A 19,409-nucleotide genomic window follows, 5' to 3' on the forward strand; every position below is an offset into this window, starting at 1 on the left:
TGATTGGTACGGCTTGCTCACCGGCGCCGCCACAATCCGTTGTAGCAACCCGTCGTCTCAACCGCTGTGCCGCGCGCAACAAACATAAATAAAAAACGCCCGGCTTGACCAGCAAGCCGGGCGTTTGCAGAACTCGCATCCTGCTGCCGCTATGCGGCAACCCTCAACTTATTTCCCCAAGCCGGTGGCCGCGATCTGCTGCTGAACGAACTGCGCGAACAAGGCGTGCAAGTGCGTGCTCGGATGGACCAGGTCAGCGAACATGTAGGTCTGGTCAGCGCCAGCCACCGTGTAAGTCTGCGGCGAGCAGAACAGCGACGAGCCGAACTGGGCGCCATACTGTGCCGGGGTCAGCCCGTTCGTTGCGCTCGGATTGGCGGTGGCGTACGCGGTTGCGTTGGTCACCATCGACGTCAGGTTACACGCCGTACCGGTGTTGGACACCGTGAAGCCCAGCGCCTGGTAGTTCGGCAACTGCTGATCAATCCACGTGAACGCGTCGGCCACGATGACCTTGCCCGTGCCCAGCAGGCCGAGCGACGTCATGGTTTGGACCAGGATGCCGTTATACGCCGCGGTAATCCCCGACAGGAGTGCAGCCGCACCAGGCGAGGCTGCGTTGGCCTGAACGCCTTGCGGCGTATTGCCGATGTCCGGCACCGTCGACACCACCACGTGGGTCGCACCCGAGTTGACGATGGTCTGGATTTGCGCGGCGAGCTGCGTGGCGGCCGTCGCGATCTGGGGGTTGGCCAGCTGCTGCAGGTAGCCGGCGATGAACTGTACCTGGCCTGCCTGAGTGTTCGGCAGTTTGCCGGCCTGCACGAGCAGCGGATATTGCGTCTGCAGCGCGGTGGCGAGCGCCGTCAGGTTGGCGGTGGTCCCCGCGAACTGGAAGATGTCGTTCGCACCGCCGTTCACTAGCACGAGCTGGTTCGCGTTGAAGCTCGTATGCGCGCCCAGGTAGTTCGCCACCTGAGTCACCACAGGCACGGTCGTAGCCGCCGCGTTGTTCGGTGCCCAACCTTCGCCCTGGGCGTTCACGACATCCGAGCCGCCTTGCGCGTAGCCGAACCCGCCCGTCGCAACCAGCGGTTGACCGAAGCCGCCCACATACGCGGCAGTCAACGTGCCGCCGTAGTACTCCGCGACCTTCTGGGTCCACACTTCACCCGGGTTCGTCGTGAAGCGGCCGCCGCCGAAGCTCGACTGAATCACCGGCGCGTACGTGCCGACATCCGACAAGCTGTCGCCAAACGAAACGACCTGCAATTTCACGCCGCCTGCCGGCGTGCTGCTGCTCGAACTGTTGTTGTTATCGCTGCCGCCGCCACAAGCCGCGAGCAGTGCAAACGCCGCACTGGCGATGGCGATCTGCGTGACGCGGACGAAATTGCGTTTCCTCGATGCTGTTTGTTTCATGTTGACTACATCTCCTCGTATGTGTGGCCCTTATGCCATGTGTTGCAGGCAGCGCCCACCGCGTCGGCGGCATGACGACAGCTTACAGAATCTTCTACGGCCTGCGCGGTGTTTGAAACGCGGCCGTATGGTTACCTTCAATGCTTGTAGCGCCGCTGGAAGCAGCGGCAGCGGCAGCGGCACCCGCACCCGCACCCGCAGCGCGGCCCGCGTGATAAGCCGCGGCCCATGCGGGCGGTGCGAACAGCGCGCGCAACTTGTTGCGCCAGCCTTGCACGCTCACGAAATCGGCGGCCATCGACGCCCATTCATGAAACGTCGCCTTCAGCGGGTTATAGGTATGAAGCGGTTCGACGATGCCGTACACCGGCGCATCGCGCGGATCTTCCTCGACATAGCTGCCGAACAGGCGATCCCAGATCACCAGCACGCCGGCATAGTTGCGGTCGATATAGCGGTCGTTGCGTGCGTGATGCACGCGGTGAATCGACGGCGTGTTGAGCACGTATTCGAGCCAGCCGAGTTTGCCGATCGCCTGGGTGTGCACGAAAAACTGGAAGCCGAGATTGATCAGCACGATCGCGACGATCTGCTTCGGCGGAAAGCCGAACACGGCGAGCGGAATCCAGAACAGCCACATGCCGGCAATCGGATACATCAGGCTCTGGCGGAAGGCGGTCGAAAAATTCATCCGCTCCGACGAGTGATGCACGACATGCGCGGCCCACAGCCAGCGCACGCGGTGGCTGCACCGGTGAAACCAGTAATAGAGCAGATCCTGAGCGACGAACAGCACGACGAACGACACCCAGCTCGCCTGCCACGTATAGACGCGATAGTGATCGTAGAAAAATGCATAGACGGGGATGATCACGAGCCACGCGAGCTTGTCGGCGGCTTGCTGCATCAGCGCGAGCGCGGCGTTGCAGAACGTGTCGCGCCAGCTATAGAGCTGCGCGCCGGGGCGCGTACGCCGCAGGTGCCACGCCTCCCAGCCAATGCATGCGAGAAAGACTGGCGCCATGGCGAGCAGCAGCAATTCGGCATCGAATTGCATTGTGTCTTCCTCCGCGGTCCCTTGCCGCTGCGCTTGCCGCAGCGGACGTTGTCGTTATCGTTTGATTGGGCCACGCTTTCGTAACGGCTGCGTGGCTCGTGCGCTACGCATAATGTTTTACGCGCGCCTCAAACACTGCCCGACAGCGTACACGCTTGGGCGCATTGCCGCGCGTGGGTTCTATAGAAGGAATCCTCAATGGGTGCCGCGCTTGTGCGGGTTTTTCCTGGGCTTGCTGACGCGCGGTTCGGCGACGGGGTCGGAGACCTTCGTGAATCCCTGGGACGGTCCCTGATAGACCCATTCGAGCAAGGCGTCGTGCGCGGCGCGAGCGGCCTCCGAATGCGGGTCGTTGATCAGGCTCACCACCACGTAGCTGTTGCCGTCCGCCGAGGCCACGTAACCGGCGATCGCACGCACGTCGCGCAGGGTGCCGGTCTTGATGTGCGCGTTGCCGCCCGCGCCCTGGTTGGTCAAGCGGTTGCGCATGGTGCCGTCGACGCCCGCAATCGGCAGCGATTCCACGAACACCTGGGCGACCGGGCTCGCATTGGCCCGCTGCAGCAGATCGGCGAGCGAGAGCGCGGTAACATGCTCGTCGCGCGACAGGCCCGAGCCGTTGTCGAGCGTCAGGTATTGCATGTCGACGCTGTCGCGGCGCAGAAAGTCCTCGATGGCGCGCGCCGATTTCGCGGGCGTGGCGGGCCCTTTTTCTTCCGTGGCGCCGATCGTCAGGAACAGGTTGCGCGCCATCGTGTTGTTACTGAACTTGTTGATGTCGCGCACGATGTCGGAGAGCATCGGCCCCTGGTGCGTGGCGACGAGGCGCGCGCCGACCGGCACGGGGCCTTCGCGGGTCGCGCCGCTGAACGTGCCGCCGGTTTGCTGCCACAGGGCGAGGAAACCACCCGCGAAGAACGCGGAGTGATCGAGCACCGCGACGTTGATCGTGCGCGGGCCGCAGCGCACCGAGTAGTCGCCGTCGAACGAGGCCACCACTGTGCCGTTCGGCTGCGGCGTGACGGTGGGCGAGACTGCGGCGGCGTCGCCGCGGCACGGGCCGTTGACGGCGTGCATCTGATTGTCGATCTGTAGCTGCGAGAGTGCGGGCAGCACGTCGATGGCGACGCTGCCGTCCGGCGAAGGCGTCAGCGTGAACGACAGCGATTTGAAGGCGTACAGCAGCGGATCGGGGCCGACGTTGTACGGCGCGGTGGCGTCGTCGTCGAACGGCGGCAGATCGCGCGTGGAGGCGTCGAAATAGCGCTTGTCGAGCACCAGTGCACCGTCGATGCCGGTGATCCCCGCCTTGTGGATCTTCTGCACGAGGTCGATCAGTTCTTCGGCCACGAGTTTCGGATCGCCCGTGCCCTGAATGGTCAGATTGCCGTGCAGTACGCCGTTGGCGTCGAGCGTGCCGTCCGCGTAGGCGCTCGTGCGCCAGCGATATTCCGGGCCGAGGATCGACAGGCCGGAGTAGGTCGTGACGAGTTTCATCGTCGAGGCGGGCATCATCGGCTTGCCGGCGTTCAAGGCGAGGATCGGCGTGCGGTCGCCCACTTTCTCGACCACCACGCTGATCGACGACAAAGGCACATGCGCGCGCTGCAGGCCGACCATGACCGATTGCGGCAACACCGTGGTGACGTTGACGCTCGGATGGGTTGCCTTGATGCGCGCCTGCGCGGCAAGCGGCAGCGCCGCGCCGCCGCTGCCAAGCGCGGCGCAGGCAAGCAGCAACGCCGCCGAGCGCGGTGCGAATCGGCGAGGCAGAGAGTCGGCAACAGAAGAAGGCAGCGGACGCAGCGCTACACGGCGTGCGAGAGAGTGCAAAAAAGCGGACAAAAAAGCGTGCGTCATGGACAGGCGAAGAAGCAAGATTTCGGGGCGCGGTGGCGCGCGGCAATCCAGAGTGTGTCGAAGCGTCGCGTAGCGCGCGAAAAACCGCGGCGCGACGCAAAGCGCCCATTGTAGAGACATGCCGCCACGCTGCGGTGAAAAAGCGTCGCGTGGCGCGCACGCCAGGGCTGGGCGCTAGAATGCGGCATCATCAAATGTTTCGGGACCGTACCAACCATGCGCATATTGCTTGTCGAAGACGACCGGATGATCGCCGAAGGCGTACGCAAGGCGCTACGCGGTGAAGGCTTCGCGGTCGACTGGGTGGAAGACGGCGAAGCGGCGCTCAGCGCGGCGGCCAGCCAACCTTACGATCTGGTGCTGCTCGATCTCGGCCTGCCTAAACGCGACGGTCTCGACGTGCTGCGCACGCTGCGCGCCAAGGGCCAGGCCATTCCGGTGCTGATCGTCACCGCGCGCGACGCGGTTGCCGATCGCGTCAAAGGCCTCGACGCCGGCGCGGACGACTACCTCGTCAAACCTTTCGATCTCGACGAACTCGGCGCCCGCATGCGCGCGCTGATCCGCCGTCAATCGGGCCGCAGCGATTCGACGATTCGCCACGGCAATCTGACGCTCGATCCGGCCTCGCATCAGGTCACGCTCGACGGCGCGCCGGTCGCGTTGTCTGCGCGTGAATTCGCGCTGCTCGAAGCGTTGATCGCGCGGCCCGGCGCAGTGCTTTCCAAGAGCCAGCTCGAAGAAAAAATGTACGGCTGGGGCGAGGAAATCGGCAGCAATACGGTCGAGGTCTACATCCACGCGCTGCGCAAGAAGCTCGGCGCGGATCTGATCCGCAATGTGCGCGGTCTTGGTTACATGATCGCCAAGGACGCCTGAGCCGATGCGTTCGATTCGTCGTCAATTGTTGTTCTGGCTGCTGGCGTTGGTGTTGCTCGGCGTCGGCATTGCGGGTTGGCTGATTTACCGGCAAGCGCTTGCTGAAGCCAACGAACTGTTCGATTACCAGTTGGAGCAGATCGCCGCGGCGCTGCCGTCGGAACCGTTCTCCCAGGTGCTCGGTTCGCGCGACACCGGCGACGAAGGCATCGTGCTGCAGATCTGGAATCGCAACGGCGTGTTGATGTACTACTCGCGCCCGCGTGCGCCCCTCGCGCCGCGCGCCGAACTCGGCTTTTCAACCGAGCACACGGAACGTGGAGATTGGCGTGTGTACGGCGCGATCGTCGGCGATAACGTCGTGCAACTGGCGCAGCCAGTTTCGGTGCGCAACCGGCTGGCGGCGAATGTGGCGTTGCGGACTTTGTGGCCCTTGATCGTGCTGCTGCCGCTATTGGGCGTGGCGGTGTGGGTCGTCGTCGGGCGCGGGCTGAGGCCGTTGCGGCGCGTGACCAGCGCGCTCGACGCGCGTCACCCCGAGGCGCTCGATCCCTTACCCGATCAGCGTCTGCCGCTCGAAGTGCAGCCGCTCGTGCGCGCGTTGAACGGCCTGCTTGAACGGCTCGCCACTGCGCTCGATATTCAGAAAGCATTCGTCGCCGATGCCGCGCACGAATTGCGCACGCCGCTTGCCGCCGTGCAGATCCAGTCGCAACTGGTGGCTCGCGCGAAAGACGACACCACGCGCAGCGAAGCGCTGGCCGATCTGCAGGCGGGTGTCACGCGCGCCACACGTCTTGCCGAGCAATTGCTGGCGCTCGCGCGTTCGGAGCCGGACGGCGTCGCCGCGACGAACGCGATCGATTTGCGCGCGCTGCTGCAGGACTGTGTGGTGGCGTACGCGCCGCTTGCGCAGAACCGCGGTGTCGATCTCGGCATCGAGGCGAGCGAACCCGCCACGGTGATCGGCGACGCCGACGCGCTGCGGGTCATGTTCAACAACCTCGTTGATAACGCAACCAAATACACGCCGCGAGGCGGCCGTGTCGACGTGAGTCTGCATGTGGAGGAGGGACATCCGGTGGTGCGGATTGCCGATAGCGGGCCGGGCATCGAGCCGGCCGAACGCGAGCGCGTGTTCGATCGTTTCTACCGGGCCGGCGCCAGCGCGAACCGGGTGCGCACCGATGTGGCGGGCAGCGGCCTGGGCCTTGCGATCGTGCGCCGCATCGCCACGCAACATCATGCGGCGGTGAAGCTCGACGAATCGGCCACAGGTGGTTTGCAGGTTGACGTGCGCTTCTGAGGGTGAGGCTTTCTGTTCGTAAAGTGACTCGAACGTGGATCGAACGTGGCTTAAGCGAGGCTTAAACAAGCCTCAACAATGGGCTTGAAGCGATCTGGCGCTGCTTAAGACTCTTTTAAGCGATGCCACGTACGCTTCATCTCATTCCAAAGCCTCTTTCTCCCAGTCAGGAGTACACGATGAACGCGAAAACCTTGTCCCGCAGCGCTGTTGCAGTGGCTGTCGCCGTGGCGCTCTCCGCCGGCTATGTGGCGGGGCATCGCGACGTGCCCGCGCCGCAGGTGATCACGCCGGCGCAGGCCGCGATGATGCCTGCCGAAGCCGCGGCGAAAACCGGCATTCCCGACTTCTCGGGTCTGGTCGAAACCTACGGCCCGGCCGTGGTCAACATCAGCGCGAAGCATGTGGTCAAGCAAACGGCATTGCGCGGTAACGGCGGTAATGGCGCCAACGGCGGCAACCAGTTGCCGATCGATCCGAGCGATCCCTTCTATCAGTTCTACAAGCACTTCTTCGGCGGCATGCCGGGCATGCAAGGCGGCGACGGCGGCGATGCGCCCGATCAGCCGAGCGCGAGCCTCGGCTCGGGATTCATCGTCAGCAGTGACGGCTACATCCTGACCAACGCCCACGTGGTGGACGGCGCGAACGTCGTCACCGTGAAGCTCACCGACAAGCGTGAATTCAAGGCCAAAGTGGTCGGCGCCGACAAGCAGTCCGACGTCGCCGTGCTGAAGATCGACGCGAGCAGTCTGCCGACCGTGAAGATCGGCGATCCGCGTCAGAGCAAGGTCGGCCAGTGGGTAGTCGCGATCGGCTCGCCTTACGGTTTCGACAACACGGTGACCTCGGGCATCATCAGCGCGAAGTCGCGCTCGCTGCCGAACGAGAACTACACGCCGTTTATCCAGACCGACGTGCCGGTGAACCCGGGTAACTCGGGCGGCCCGCTGTTCAATCTGCAAGGCGAAGTGATCGGCATCAACTCGATGATCTATTCGCAGACGGGTGGCTTCCAGGGCCTTTCGTTCGCGATCCCGATTAACGAAGCGATCAAGGTCAAGGACGACATCGTCAAGACCGGCCATGTGAGCCGTGGACGTCTCGGCGTCGCGGTGCAGGGCATGAACCAGACGCTGGCCGATTCGTTCGGCATGCAGAAGCCGCAAGGCGCGCTCGTCAGCTCGGTCGATCCGGGCGGCCCGGCCGCCAAGGGTGGTCTGCAACCGGGCGACGTGATTCTGTCGGTGAATGGCGAGCCGGTCGGCGACTCGTCGGATCTGCCGTCGCAGGTTGCGGGTCTGGCGCCGGGTAGTTCGGCCACCGTGCAGGTGTGGCGTGACAAGGCGACCAAAGACCTGAAGGTGACGATCGGTTCGTTGTCGGATGCCAAGGTAGCCTCGGATAAGGCCGATCAGCCGACCCAGTTGCAAGGCCGTCTCGGCGTAGCGGTGCGGCCGCTGACGCCGGAAGAGAAGAGCGGCGCGTCCGTGTCGCATGGTTTGCTGGTGCAGCAATCGGGCGGCGCGGCTGAAAGTGCCGGCATCCAGCCGGGCGACGTGATTCTGGCGGTCAATGGCCGGCCGGTGACGAGCGTCGATCAGTTGAAGCAGATGATTGCCGGCGCGGGCAACAGCATCGCGTTGCTGATCCAGCGCGATAACGCACAGATCTTCGTGCCGGTCGATCTCGGCTAAACGGTCATTGATCGCATTGAAGTAATGCTTGCCGGTCCTTGCACTTACTGCGTACGGACCGGCATTTTTTCACCTGTTTCAAAGCTTGACTCAAAGCCGTAACGCAGGTCGCTCTGCGCCGCATGGCGTGGCGCAGCAACGGTTTCCATACGACGCGAACTGATGGCGGGCACGCAGCTTGCGTCTGCCTTGATCTGGACCCTCCGAGGGATTCCGGATGACAAGGACCTTAAGAAGGAGCGAACCGATGAAAACCCAACGCAATCAGCGAAGGATCGTAGCCGCTGCGGTCTGCGCAGCGCTCACGCTCGGTCTGGCGGGCGGCGCTTATGCGCAGGCGAGTGACGTAACGGGTGGCACGACCACCGACGAAAGCAGCGCGGGCAACGCCAACGGTGGCGGCCTGCCGCAAATCCAGCACCAGGGCGACGTCTCGTTCGTGTCGGGCGGCGTCGGTCTCGACGAATCGAAAGCACTGCAGCAGGCGCAAAGCCAGTGGCCGCTGTCGATGCGCTTCACTGGCCCCGGCTCCGATTTTCTCGCCGACGTCCACGTGCGGATCGTCGACGCGCACGACGGCAATGTGCTGACCGCCACGTCGCGTGGGCCGTATATGCTGGTCAGGCTGCGCCCGGGCCGCTACACCGTGCACGCGCAATACAAGGATAACGACCAGACCAAGGCGGTGACGATTCCGGCCAAGGGCACCGCCAAGGCCGCGTTCTACTGGAATACCCAGTAAACGGCCCGTCTCTCTGAGCGGCGCCGGGCGAGAAGCCCCGGCGGCATTCAGGAAGGCCGCGCAATCGGCTGAACTTTGGCCGATAATGAAGCCACGGGTGCACCCCGTGGCTTTTTTGTTGCACGGCCGCATACCGGGGTGCATCCCGGGTTATATCCCATCACGGAGCCGAGACATGAGCGATGCCTTGACGCCTCACGGAAGCCCCGGACCCGGCGCGAGCGCGGGCGGGCACACCATCGCCATCAGCGGCAACAACCATCGGGTGCGGGTGATTCACGGCGGCGTGACGATGGCCGACACCCAGGCCGGCCTGACACTCACCGAAACCGGCCTGCCGGACGTGTTCTATTTTCCGCGCGGCGACGTCAACATGGCGCGCCTCGAACGCTCCACGCATACTTCGCACTGCCCGTTCAAGGGCCATGCTTCGTACTATCATCTGCGCACCGAAGACGGTCTGATCGAAAACGCCGTCTGGAGCTATGAGACGCCGCTTGAACCGGCGCTACAAATAAAAGGGTATCTCGCGTTTTACGCATCGCGCGTCGACCGTATCGATCAGACGTCCTGACCGGCTGTCGCGCGTTCATCGGGGAGGCTGCCATGGAACTGAACGACGCGTTACGGATTCCGCTTGCGCCGTCCGACGTTTGGGACGCGTTGCAGGACCTCGCCTTGTTGCGTGCCAGCCTCGACAACTGCGAGTCGTTCACGCGGCTTGGCCACGGCGAATACGCGCTCACCATGACCGTGCCGCTCGGGCCGTTGCGCGCGCGTTACGAAGCGCGCGCCCATGTAGCGGGCCAGGATTCCGGACCGGCGGATGCCCAGCGCCGCACCATCAACTTCAAGGCGAGAGCCGAGGGCATCGGCTCGTTGCGCGGACAGATCGAAGTGAGATTGCGCGCCGACGATAGCTCGCATGGCGTCGGCAGGGAGCGCGGCACGCGGATCGATTACACGATCTGGGCGACCTCGTCCGGGCCGCTTGCTGAGCTGCCTACGCGCCAACTCGAAAACGCGCTGCATCAACTGGCGGACGATTTTTTCGACGAGTTTGGCGCTGTTGTTCGCGCCAAGCATGGGCAAGGGCCGAATCGTGCACGCGGGTCGGCGGCGCGTCGGCAGCACGTGTTTCTGCGGCCGATTAACCTCGGAGGGATTGCCCGGCGCACGCGCGTGGATCATGGCAATGCGCTGACCGGGCGGGCAGCGAGCGCATCGCATGGGGCGGCCCATGGTGTGTCGCATGGGGTTTCGCACCGCGAGCCCAATCCGCACGTGGTGCCGAACTGGGCGTGGGCGGTGATGATTTTTCTGGTGGCGCTGCTTTTGTATGTGGCGCGCTGGATCAGCGAACAATAAGCGCGTCCACCACGCTCACACGCCGCGGAATTCCCGCCGCCACGCGGATGGCGAGGTGCGGAACGCCTCCGCGAAATGTTGCCGTAGCGAGGCAGTCGAGCCGAATCCCGCAATCCCCGCGATCGCTTCCACGGACTCATCCGTGCTTTCCAGCAGTTGCTGCGCGCGGCTCAGCCGCTGCGCCAGCAGCCACGCGCCGACGGTCGTGCCGGTGGCGAGCCGGAAGCGCCGCGTAAACGTGCGGCGGCTCATCAACGCGCGTTCGGCTAGCGTGTCGAGCGTATGCGGCGCATCCAGATTTCCGCTTACCCAATCGAGCAGACAGGACAGGCGGTCGCCGCGGACGTTCGGCGCTACCGGTTGCTGGATGAATTGCGCCTGGCCACCCTGCCGATGCGGCGGCACCACCAGGCGGCGCGCGACATAGTTCGCCGCCTGCGCGCCGCACATCTTGCGCAGGACATGCAGGCAGCAGTCGAGGCCGGCAGCGGTGCCTGCCGAGGTCAGCACGTTGCCGTCGTCGACATAGAGCACGTCGGGATCGAGCCGCACGCGCGGAAAGCGGTGTGCGAAATCGTCCGCCCACGCCCAGTGGGTCGACGCCGGCCGGCCGTCGAGAATACCGGCGGCGGCCAGCACGAACGCGCCCAGGCACAGCCCGACCAGTTGGGCACCGCGTGCATGGGCGGCGCGCAGTGCGTCGAGCAGGGCGGCGGGCGGCGTCTCGTCCGGATCGCGCCAGCTCGGCACGATGATCGTATCCGCGTCGGCGAGCGCTTCGAGCCCATGTGTGACCGCGATCGAGAAGCCGGCGGTGGTGGTCAGCGTGCCGGCTTCGCTGGCGCAGACGCGAAAGTCGAAATCGGGCAAGCCGCCGTTGCTGCGGTCCTCGCCGAACACCACGCACGGTACCGAAAGATGGAACGGGCTGATGCCGTCGAAAGCGACAACCGCGACGACGTGGCGGGGCGCGTCGTCGCGCCGGGCGGCAGAGGAGGTGGATGTAGCCGTCATTCGCAATCGCCCCGTGACATTTAACGATGATCCAACGATGGCCCGATTCTAGCGAAGATTGTCATTCGGGTCGCTATCGGCGAAATGGCGGCTGACGAACAATGCTTCATCGCCGCTGCCTGCAGAACGCCCGTCCCGCGCCGTGCAGCGCGAGCCCTAACTGCTCAACCGACAGGAGTCTTGCCATGACCGCACCCCGCCGCGCGCTGATCGTCATCGATGCGCAGAACGAATACGTTACCGGCGATCTGCCGATCGAATACCCGGATGTGCAAACTTCGCTCGCCAACATCGGCCGGGCGATGGATGCGGCCCGTGCCGCCGGCGTGCCGGTGGTGGTCGTGCAACATCTCGCGCCGGCCGGCTCGCCGGTGTTCGCGCGCGGCAGCGAACGCGCCGAACTGCATCCGGTGGTGGGTGGGCGGGCGCATGATCACTATATTGAGAAGTCGCGGGCGAGCGCCTTTGCCGGTACCGATCTCGCCGACTGGCTGGCCGCGCAGCGGGTCGACACGGTGACAGTTGTCGGTTACATGACGCACAACTGCGACGCGTCGACCATCAACCACGCATACCACTCGGGGTTTGCCGTCGAATTTCTGCACGACGCAACCGGCTCACTGCCCTATGAGAACAGTGCGGGCTTTGTGAGCGCAGAGGAGATTCATCGGGTCTTCAGCGTGGTCCTGCAGTCGAACTTCGCAGCGGTGGCGAGTACGGAGCAGTGGATCGCCACGGTGCAGGGTGGGGCGCCCCTCGAACGCGGCAATATCTACACGTCGAATCAGACGGCGCGGGCGCGCCGGGTCGCCGCGTAAGTAGCTAGCTAGTCTGACCGGGTAGCTGGGCGGCGGCCGGCGCCGTCCGATTCCCGATGCGCAGCGCCGGACTCAGCCGTAGCGCATCGAACATCCCGGCGACCATCTGCTCCGCGTGCTTGCTGAAATTGGTCGTCTCCGGCAAAAACAGCATGTCGCGCAGCGAGCCGCTGATGAACGCATGCACCATCGCCGCCGCGATTCTGGTGTCGAGATCGACCGGCAATTGCCCTTTGGAGATCGCATTGCGCAGACCGCCCTCGATCTTCAACAGCCCTTCGCGCATATTGGTCTGATAGCGGATCATCACCGGACCCATCTCTTCGACGAACTCGCACTTTAGAAAGAGAATGTCGAACACCCGCCGGCGACGCGGGTCGTTGGCAGTGTCACGCAGGCAGACTGTACAGATTTCCGTAAGGCGCCCGAGCGGGTCGGGTTCATTGGGATCTTGCGAGGCGGCCTTGAGTTCGTCCAGCGGCAGCAGCACGCGGTCGAACATTTCGGTAAACAGATCGCCCTTGTGCGCGAAATGCCAGTAGATTGCGCCGCGCGTGACGCCGGCGGCCTGTGCGATGTCGGCGAGCGACGTGCGCGATACACCCTTCTCGAAGAAAACCCGTTCGGCCGCGTCGAGAATGCTGTTGCGCGTCTCCTGTGCCTCTTCCTTGGTTCTTCTGACCATATTGTCGTGACCTGCCCTGATTGTGGGGTTTCCCCGGGCGCTTTTAAGTACGCTCGATGACAATCTGTCTTCTGTTAAGCAATTTGCGAAGCGATCTTGCAGGTCCCCCGCCTGCAAAGAACTAAACGCACTTTTACATGCATTCGTGGATGTATATATAATAGCATCCCACGATCGGATAGCCCAAGCCGTGACGACCGGTTAATATCCGTCACTGTTGCCTTTCAAAACGCTCTTGCGCCGTGCCCCGACGGGCGGCGCCGTGCGGCATTTCCCCGGTATGGCGCATTTTGCTCAGGATGCCCCTGCAGGTGCGGTTTGCATCCACGGGCTTCCGGTCACGCGTCGCAAGACGCATGTGTGCGCTGTCGTCCCCGGGGTAGGGATGCGCGCACTTTTTCATTCTCAGTCTTTGACAGAGGTCGCTCCATGCGCGTCGAACGGGTTCCATTCCGCTTAATCAGTGCCGCGACGGCTGCCGTATTGCTGGCAGCGTGCGGACCAAAACAATCTGCCCCGCCGCAACAAACGCCCGAAGTGGGTGTCGTCACCGTCCAGCCGACGGCTGTGCCCGTCGTCACCGAATTGCCCGGCCGCACCAGTGCCTTCCTCGTCGCGCAAGTGCGTGCACGGGTCGACGGCATCGTGCTGCGCCGCGAATTCACGGAAGGCGGCGAGGTCAAGGCCGGTCAGCGTCTGTACAAGATCGATCCGGCGCCCTACATCGCGACGTTGAACAACGCGAAGGCAACGCTGGCGAAGGCCCAGGCCAACCTCGTGTCGACCACCGCGCAAGCCAACCGCTTCAAGGTACTGGTGGCCGCCAATGCGGTCAGCAAGCAGGACTACGACAACGCGGTGGCCTCTGCAGGCCAGGCCGCGGCTGACGTGGCCGCCGGCAAGGCAGCGGTCGACACGGCGCAGATCAACCTCGGCTACACCGACGTGACCTCGCCGGTGACCGGCCAGATCGGCGTGTCGCAAGTTACGCCGGGCGCGTATGTACAGGCGAGCGCCGCCACGTTGCTGGCAACGGTCCAGCAACTCGACCCGGTCTACGTGGATCTGACGCAATCCAGCCTCGACGGTCTGAAGCTCCGCCGCGAAGTGCAGGAAGGGCGCCTGAAGACGAGCGGTCCGGACGCTGCCAAGGTCTCGCTGATTCTCGAAGACGGCCGCACCTATTCGGAAAAGGGCAAGCTGCAGTTCACCGACGTGACGGTCGATCAGACCACCGGCTCGGTGACGGTGCGCGCGATCTTCAAGAACACGGACAAGGTGCTGCTGCCGGGTATGTTCGTGCGCGCGAGGATCGAGGAAGGCATCAACGACAACGCGCTCGTCGTGCCGCAAGTCGGCATCACGCATGACCAGAAGGGCCAGCCGACCGCGCTCGTCGTGAACGCCGCGAACAAGGTCGAGTTGCGCCAGCTCGTTACGTCGGGCACGTACGGTTCGAACTGGGTGGTGGAAAGCGGCCTGAAGGCCGGCGACCGCGTGATTGTCCAGGGCACCGACAAGGCGCGTCCGGGGCAGGAGGTCAAGGCCGTTGCCGCGCAACTTCCCGCCACACCCGCTTCCGACGCATCCGCTCAGGGTGCGCCGGCCGCCAGCGGTGCGCAGACGGCTCAACCCGCTTCTGCTGCATCGGGCGCGTAATAACAGGGAGCCCGCTTCATGGCAAAGTTCTTTATTGATCGCCCGATTTTTGCATGGGTGATCGCCATTATTCTGATGCTCGCGGGTATCGCGTCGGTGTTCACGTTGCCGATCGCGCAATATCCGACCATCGCGCCGCCGGCCGTGCAGATCAGCGCAACGTATCCGGGTGCATCGGCGAAGACGGTGGAAAACACTGTCACGCAGGTGATCGAGCAGCAGATGAGTGGTCTCGACCACTTGCTGTATCTGTCGTCCACATCGGACGACTCGGGTACGGCAACCATCACGCTGACGTTCGCAGCCGGCACCAATCCTGACATCGCGCAGGTGCAGGTGCAGAACAAGCTGCAACTCGCCACGCCGCTGTTGCCGCAAGCCGTGCAGCAGTTGGGCACCAAGGTCACGAAGTCGAGCAGCAGCTTCTTGCTGGTGATGGCGTTCGTGTCCGAAGACGGCAGCATGAACAAGTACGACCTGGCGAACTACGTCGCGTCGAACGTCGAAGACCCGGTCAGCCGGATCGACGGCGTGGGTACGGTGACGCTGTTCGGCTCGCAGTACGCAATGCGGATCTGGCTGGACGCGAACAAGCTGACCAACTTCGGTTTGACGCCGGTAGATGTGCAGACGGCGTTGACGGCGCAGAACGTGCAGGTCGCGGGCGGTTCGCTCGGCGGCACGCCGTCGGTGCCGGGTCAGGTGCTGCAGGCAACCATCACGGAAGCCACGCTGCTCAATACGCCTGAACAGTTCGGCAACGTGCTGCTGAAGGTGAATACGGACGGTTCGCAAGTCCGTATCAAGGACGTGGCCCGTATCGAGCTCGGTGGCGAAAACTACAACTTCGACACCAAGTACAACGGTCAGCCGACGGCAGGCTTCGGTATTCAGCTCGCCACCGGCGCGAACGCGCTGGCTACGGCCAAGGCAGTCCGCGCGAAGGTCGCCGAACTGTCGAAGTACTTCCCGCACGGCCTCGTCGTGCAGTATCCGTACGACACCACGCCGTTCGTGCGCCTGTCGATCGAAGAAGTGGTCAAGACGCTGCTCGAAGGTATCGTGCTGGTGTTCCTGGTCATGTACCTGTTCCTGCAGAACCTGCGCGCCACGCTGATCCCGACGATCGCCGTGCCGGTGGTGCTGTTGGGCACGTTCGCGATCATGGGTATCGTGGGCTTCTCGATCAACACGCTGTCCATGTTCGGGCTCGTGCTGGCGATCGGCTTGCTGGTGGACGATGCGATCGTGGTGGTGGAAAACGTCGAGCGGGTGATGCAGGAGGAGGGCTTATCGCCTCGAGATGCGACCCGCAAGGCGATGGACCAGATTACCGGCGCGCTGGTCGGCGTGGCGCTCGTGCTGTCGGCGGTGTTCGTGCCGGTGGCGTTCTCGGGCGGTTCGGTCGGGGCTATTTACCGGCAGTTCTCGCTGACGATCGTGGCGGCGATGGTGCTGTCCGTGCTGGTCGCGTTGATTCTGACGCCGGCGCTGTGCGCGACGATCCTGAAGCCGATCGAAAAGGGCCATCAGGAAAAAACCACCGGTTTCTTCGGGTGGTTCAACCGCACGTTCAACAAGAGCCGCGACAAGTATCACTCGGGTGTTCACCACGTGATCAAGCGCTCGGGCCGTTGGCTGATCATCTACATGGTGGTGATCTTCGCGGTCGGCCTGCTGTTCGTGAAGTTGCCGAAGTCGTTCCTGCCTGATGAAGACCAGGGCACGATGTTCGTGCTGGTGCAAACGCCGTCCGGCTCAACGCAGGAAACCACGGCGCATGCGCTGAAGGACGTGTCCGACTACCTGCTCAACAGCGAGAAGAGCATTGTCGAATCGACCTTCACGGTGAACGGCTTCAGCTTCGCCGGTCGCGGTCAGAACGCGGGTCTCGTGTTCGTGCGGATGAAGGACTACGCGGTGCGTCAGCACTCGGATCAGAAGGTGCAGGCGCTGGTTGGCCGCCTCTTCATGCATTTCTCGAGCTACAAGAACGCGCTGGTGTATCCGGTGAATCCGCCGTCGATTCCTGAACTCGGCACGGCAGCCGGCTTCGACTTCGAGTTGCAGGATCGCGCCGGTATCGGCCACGAGAAGCTGATGCAGGCTCGCAACATGCTGTTGGGCATGGCTGCGAAAGATCCGACGCTGGCTCAGGTGCGTCCGAACGGCCTGAACGATACGCCGCAGTTCACGGTGAACATCGACCACGAGAAGGCTTCCGCGCTCGGCGTGTCGCTGTCGGTGATCGACCAGACGTTCTCGATCGCATGGGCGTCGCAGTACGTGAACAACTTCCTCGATACCGATGGCCGGATCAAGAAGGTGTATCTGCAAGGCGACGCGCCGTTCCGGATGAAACCGGAAGACCTGAACGCCTGGTACGTGCGCAATACGGCCGGCAGCATGGTGCCGTTCTCCTCGTTCGCGAGCGGTACATGGTCCTACGGTTCGCCGAAGCTCGAGCGCTACAACGGTATTTCGGCGGTGGAAATCCAGGGCGCGGCTGCACCGGGCAAGTCGACCGGTCAGGCCATGACGGCCATGGAAGCACTCGTGGCGAAGCTGCCGGCGGGTATCGGCTACGAATGGACGGGCCTGTCGTTGCAGGAACGCCAGTCCGGTTCGCAGGCGCCGATTCTCTACGGCATCTCGATCCTGGTTGTGTTCCTGTGTCTCGCGGCGCTGTATGAAAGCTGGTCGATCCCGTTCTCGGTGATCATGGTGGTGCCGCTCGGCGTGATCGGCGCACTGCTGGCCGCTACGCTGCGTGGGCTCGAGAACGACGTGTTCTTCCAGGTGGGTCTGTTGACCACGGTGGGACTGTCGGCGAAGAACGCGATTCTGATCGTGGAATTCGCCCGCGAGTTGCAGCAGGGTGAAGGGATGGGGCCGATCGAGGCCGCGCTGGAAGCAGCGCGTCTGCGGTTGCGACCGATTCTGATGACCTCGCTCGCGTTCATTCTCGGCGTGATGCCGCTCGCGATCAGTAACGGCGCAGGCTCGGCCAGCCAGCACGCAATCGGTACTGGCGTGATCGGCGGGATGTTGACGGCGACCTTCCTCGCGATTTTCATGATCCCGATGTTCTTCGTCGTGATCCGCGCGAAGTTCGGCGGCGAGAAGGAAGACCCGGATGAGGCGCTCGCACACTACAACCAGCACCATCCGCATGATCCGCAAGGTGGCGGGTCGGCTGGCGGCTCGGCTGATCAAGGCTCGGGCAAGGACGGACATTGAGATGCAAAAACACTCTTTGATTGCAGTGGCGGTTGCGCTGTTCGCCGCGGGTTGCACGATGGCGCCGAAGTACCATCGCCCGGATGAGCCCGTGACGGCGACCTTCCCGACCGGCGGCGTGTACGACACGCAGCCGGGCGCGGCTGGCGCCTCGCGGACCGCGAACGGCCAGGCGGCCACCGATATCGGCTGGCGTGATTTCTTCGCCGACGCGCGTCTGCAGCGGCTGATCGAAATCGCGCTGAAGAACAACCGCGATCTGCGCGTGTCGGTGCTGAATATCCAGGCATCGCAGGCGCAGTACCAGATCGCTCGCGCGGCGCTGTTCCCGACGCTGGACGCTGCTGCTTCACAAAGCAAGCAGCGCACGCCGAAAGACCTGACGTCCACGGGTCTCACGATCAGCAACACGTACTCGGTGGGTCTGAACGCTTCCTGGGAAATCGACTTCTTCGGGCGGATTCAAAGCCTGAAGGATCAGGCGTTGGCTCAGTACCTGGCTACCGCTCAGGCGCGCAAGGCCGCGGAAATCGCGCTGGTCTCGCAGGTGGCGAATCAGTACATGACGGTACTCGAACTCGACGATCTGCTGAAGGTGACGCAGAACACGTTGAAGACCGCGGAGGAGTCGTACCGCATCACCAAGCTGCAGTTCGACAACGGCACGGGTTCGGAACTGGACCTGCGGCAGTCGCAGACCGTAGTCGAGCAGGCGAACGCCAACCTGCAGTCGCAGGCGCGTCTGCGGGCTCAGGCGGATAACGCGCTCGTGCTGCTGCTCGGCGAGCCGTTGCCGGACGATCTGCCGCCGGGCATGACGTTGGACAATCAGAACCTGCTGACGGATGTGCCGGCGGGCCTGCCGTCCGATCTGCTGACACGTCGTCCGGACATCATGGAGGCCGAGGAGAATCTGCTCGCGGCCAACGCGAACATCGGCGCGGCGCGTGCAGCGTTCTTCCCGAAGGTCTCGCTGACCGGCAGTTTCGGTACGCTGAGCCCGACGCTCGGCGGTCTGTTCAAGCCGGGTTCGGCGGCATGGAGCTTCGCGCCGTCGATCACGTTGCCGATCTTCGAAGGCGGCCAGAACAAGGCCAATCTCGACCTCGCCACCGTGCAGAAGAACATCCAGATCGCCACGTATGAGAAGGCGATCCAGACGGCCTTCCGCGAAGTGGCGGACGCACTGGCGGCACGCGGCACGTACGATCAGCAGATTCAGGCGCTCGAGCGCAATACCTTTGCCGAACAGCGCCGGCTGGATCTGTCGGACCTGCGTTATAAGAACGGTGTCGACAGCTATCTGTCGGTGCTGACCGCGCAGACCGATTTGTACACGGCGCAGCAGTTGCTGGTGACCGCGCGCATGCAGCGTCTGCAGAACCTGGTCACGCTGTACCAGGCACTCGGCGGCGGCTGGATCGAACGGGCCGGCGAGCAGCCGCGTCCGGCCGATGCACCGGTCGATTACGGTGCGGCGAGTGCGCCGGTGGCGGCTTCGGCGGCGACTGCGGGTTGAGTCTTGTAGTAGCAGGCGCGTAGGGCGGTTTTCGGTTTTAGGGAAGACGTCCTGCGCAGCCGGCAATAAAAAAACGCCACGGCATGCCGTGGCGTTTTTGTTTGTGCGCAGATCAAATTCGCGCAGCGTTACCCGCACCCCGA

General features: G+C 63.8%; 15 protein-coding genes. 10 read left to right on the forward strand and 5 right to left on the reverse strand.

From position 1 onward, the window contains the following. Positions 1-168 precede the first annotated feature (168 nt). The 3 genes from M0D66_RS04830 to dacB all read right to left on the reverse strand — a co-directional run bounded on the left by M0D66_RS04830 (position 169) and on the right by dacB (position 4,339). Positions 169-1,422, reverse strand: coding sequence for an SGNH/GDSL hydrolase family protein (locus M0D66_RS04830; RefSeq protein ID WP_200618209.1), 1,254 nt, complete (start codon positions 1,420-1,422; stop codon positions 169-171). Between the two features lie 94 nt (positions 1,423-1,516). After that, positions 1,517-2,479: a sterol desaturase family protein gene (locus M0D66_RS04835; RefSeq protein WP_266209184.1), complete on the reverse strand. Its 963-nt coding sequence runs from the start codon at positions 2,477-2,479 to the stop codon at positions 1,517-1,519. 195 nt (positions 2,480-2,674) lie between these two features. After that, on the reverse strand, positions 2,675-4,339 hold the full coding sequence (gene dacB / locus M0D66_RS04840; protein WP_266209185.1) for a D-alanyl-D-alanine carboxypeptidase/D-alanyl-D-alanine-endopeptidase: 1,665 nt from the start codon (positions 4,337-4,339) through the stop codon (positions 2,675-2,677). Between the two features lie 216 nt (positions 4,340-4,555). On the opposite strand from dacB, the gene M0D66_RS04845 reads away from it, so the two are divergent. From M0D66_RS04845 to M0D66_RS04870, 6 genes are all read left to right on the forward strand, one after another. Continuing rightward, positions 4,556-5,218, forward strand: a complete 663-nt coding sequence (locus M0D66_RS04845; protein ID WP_054034404.1) for a response regulator — start codon at positions 4,556-4,558, stop codon at positions 5,216-5,218. Positions 5,219-5,222: 4 nt separating this feature from the next. Next, positions 5,223-6,524, forward strand: a complete 1,302-nt coding sequence (locus M0D66_RS04850; protein ID WP_093635597.1) for an ATP-binding protein — start codon at positions 5,223-5,225, stop codon at positions 6,522-6,524. 179 nt (positions 6,525-6,703) lie between these two features. Beyond that, complete coding sequence (locus M0D66_RS04855) at positions 6,704-8,221, forward strand: DegQ family serine endoprotease (RefSeq protein WP_200618212.1); 1,518 nt, start codon at positions 6,704-6,706, stop codon at positions 8,219-8,221. A 247-nt stretch (positions 8,222-8,468) separates the two neighbouring features. Next, positions 8,469-8,963, forward strand: a complete 495-nt coding sequence (locus M0D66_RS04860) for a hypothetical protein (protein WP_093635601.1) — start codon at positions 8,469-8,471, stop codon at positions 8,961-8,963. A gap of 175 nt (positions 8,964-9,138) precedes the next feature. Further along, on the forward strand, positions 9,139-9,537 hold the full coding sequence (locus M0D66_RS04865) for a DUF427 domain-containing protein (RefSeq protein ID WP_093635603.1): 399 nt from the start codon (positions 9,139-9,141) through the stop codon (positions 9,535-9,537). A 32-nt stretch (positions 9,538-9,569) separates the two neighbouring features. Beyond that, entirely contained in the window at positions 9,570-10,331 is a 762-nt protein-coding gene (locus M0D66_RS04870; RefSeq protein WP_093635605.1) for a CoxG family protein, read from the forward strand. Between the two features lie 15 nt (positions 10,332-10,346). On the opposite strand, the gene M0D66_RS04875 is transcribed toward M0D66_RS04870, so the two are convergent. Next, the gene (locus tag M0D66_RS04875) at positions 10,347-11,345 is read right to left on the reverse strand and encodes a helix-turn-helix domain-containing protein (protein WP_266209186.1); all 999 of its coding nucleotides are present in this window, start codon (positions 11,343-11,345) and stop codon (positions 10,347-10,349) included. 185 nt (positions 11,346-11,530) lie between these two features. Here M0D66_RS04875 and M0D66_RS04880 point away from each other — a divergent pair, with 185 nt between their 5' ends. Continuing rightward, positions 11,531-12,163 carry a cysteine hydrolase family protein gene (locus M0D66_RS04880; protein WP_266209188.1) on the forward strand — a complete coding sequence of 211 codons (633 nt, stop codon included), beginning with the start codon at positions 11,531-11,533 and terminating at the stop codon, positions 12,161-12,163. 4 nt (positions 12,164-12,167) lie between these two features. Here M0D66_RS04880 and M0D66_RS04885 read toward each other — a convergent pair whose 3' ends face one another. Further along, positions 12,168-12,848: a TetR family transcriptional regulator gene (locus M0D66_RS04885; protein ID WP_266209189.1), complete on the reverse strand. Its 681-nt coding sequence runs from the start codon at positions 12,846-12,848 to the stop codon at positions 12,168-12,170. 429 nt (positions 12,849-13,277) lie between these two features. Here M0D66_RS04885 and M0D66_RS04890 point away from each other — a divergent pair, with 429 nt between their 5' ends. Genes M0D66_RS04890 through M0D66_RS04900 form a run of 3 tightly spaced genes read left to right on the forward strand, consistent with a single transcriptional unit; the run spans position 13,278 to position 19,266 of the window. Beyond that, on the forward strand, positions 13,278-14,507 hold the full coding sequence (locus M0D66_RS04890; protein WP_266209190.1) for an efflux RND transporter periplasmic adaptor subunit: 1,230 nt from the start codon (positions 13,278-13,280) through the stop codon (positions 14,505-14,507). A gap of 18 nt (positions 14,508-14,525) precedes the next feature. After that, complete coding sequence (locus M0D66_RS04895) at positions 14,526-17,747, forward strand: efflux RND transporter permease subunit (RefSeq protein WP_093635619.1); 3,222 nt, start codon at positions 14,526-14,528, stop codon at positions 17,745-17,747. 1 nt (position 17,748) lies between these two features. Further along, on the forward strand, positions 17,749-19,266 hold the full coding sequence (locus M0D66_RS04900; protein WP_211705842.1) for an efflux transporter outer membrane subunit: 1,518 nt from the start codon (positions 17,749-17,751) through the stop codon (positions 19,264-19,266). The last annotated feature ends 143 nt before the right edge of the window (positions 19,267-19,409 follow it).

The organism is Paraburkholderia sp. SECH2, assembly GCF_030464795.1.
GTDB classification, from domain to species: Bacteria; Pseudomonadota; Gammaproteobacteria; order Burkholderiales; family Burkholderiaceae; genus Paraburkholderia; species Paraburkholderia aspalathi.

Coding starts and splice junctions, on each gene's coding strand:
- M0D66_RS04830 (WP_200618209.1), bottom strand. CDS start 1,422: ATGAAACAAACAGCATCGAGGAAACGCAATTTCGTCCGCGTCACGCAG.
- M0D66_RS04835 (WP_266209184.1), bottom strand. CDS start 2,479: ATGCAATTCGATGCCGAATTGCTGCTGCTCGCCATGGCGCCAGTCTTT.
- dacB (WP_266209185.1), bottom strand. CDS start 4,339: ATGACGCACGCTTTTTTGTCCGCTTTTTTGCACTCTCTCGCACGCCGT.
- M0D66_RS04845 (WP_054034404.1), top strand. CDS start 4,556: ATGCGCATATTGCTTGTCGAAGACGACCGGATGATCGCCGAAGGCGTA.
- M0D66_RS04850 (WP_093635597.1), top strand. CDS start 5,223: ATGCGTTCGATTCGTCGTCAATTGTTGTTCTGGCTGCTGGCGTTGGTG.
- M0D66_RS04855 (WP_200618212.1), top strand. CDS start 6,704: ATGAACGCGAAAACCTTGTCCCGCAGCGCTGTTGCAGTGGCTGTCGCC.
- M0D66_RS04860 (WP_093635601.1), top strand. CDS start 8,469: ATGAAAACCCAACGCAATCAGCGAAGGATCGTAGCCGCTGCGGTCTGC.
- M0D66_RS04865 (WP_093635603.1), top strand. CDS start 9,139: ATGAGCGATGCCTTGACGCCTCACGGAAGCCCCGGACCCGGCGCGAGC.
- M0D66_RS04870 (WP_093635605.1), top strand. CDS start 9,570: ATGGAACTGAACGACGCGTTACGGATTCCGCTTGCGCCGTCCGACGTT.
- M0D66_RS04875 (WP_266209186.1), bottom strand. CDS start 11,345: ATGACGGCTACATCCACCTCCTCTGCCGCCCGGCGCGACGACGCGCCC.
- M0D66_RS04880 (WP_266209188.1), top strand. CDS start 11,531: ATGACCGCACCCCGCCGCGCGCTGATCGTCATCGATGCGCAGAACGAA.
- M0D66_RS04885 (WP_266209189.1), bottom strand. CDS start 12,848: ATGGTCAGAAGAACCAAGGAAGAGGCACAGGAGACGCGCAACAGCATT.
- M0D66_RS04890 (WP_266209190.1), top strand. CDS start 13,278: ATGCGCGTCGAACGGGTTCCATTCCGCTTAATCAGTGCCGCGACGGCT.
- M0D66_RS04895 (WP_093635619.1), top strand. CDS start 14,526: ATGGCAAAGTTCTTTATTGATCGCCCGATTTTTGCATGGGTGATCGCC.
- M0D66_RS04900 (WP_211705842.1), top strand. CDS start 17,749: ATGCAAAAACACTCTTTGATTGCAGTGGCGGTTGCGCTGTTCGCCGCG.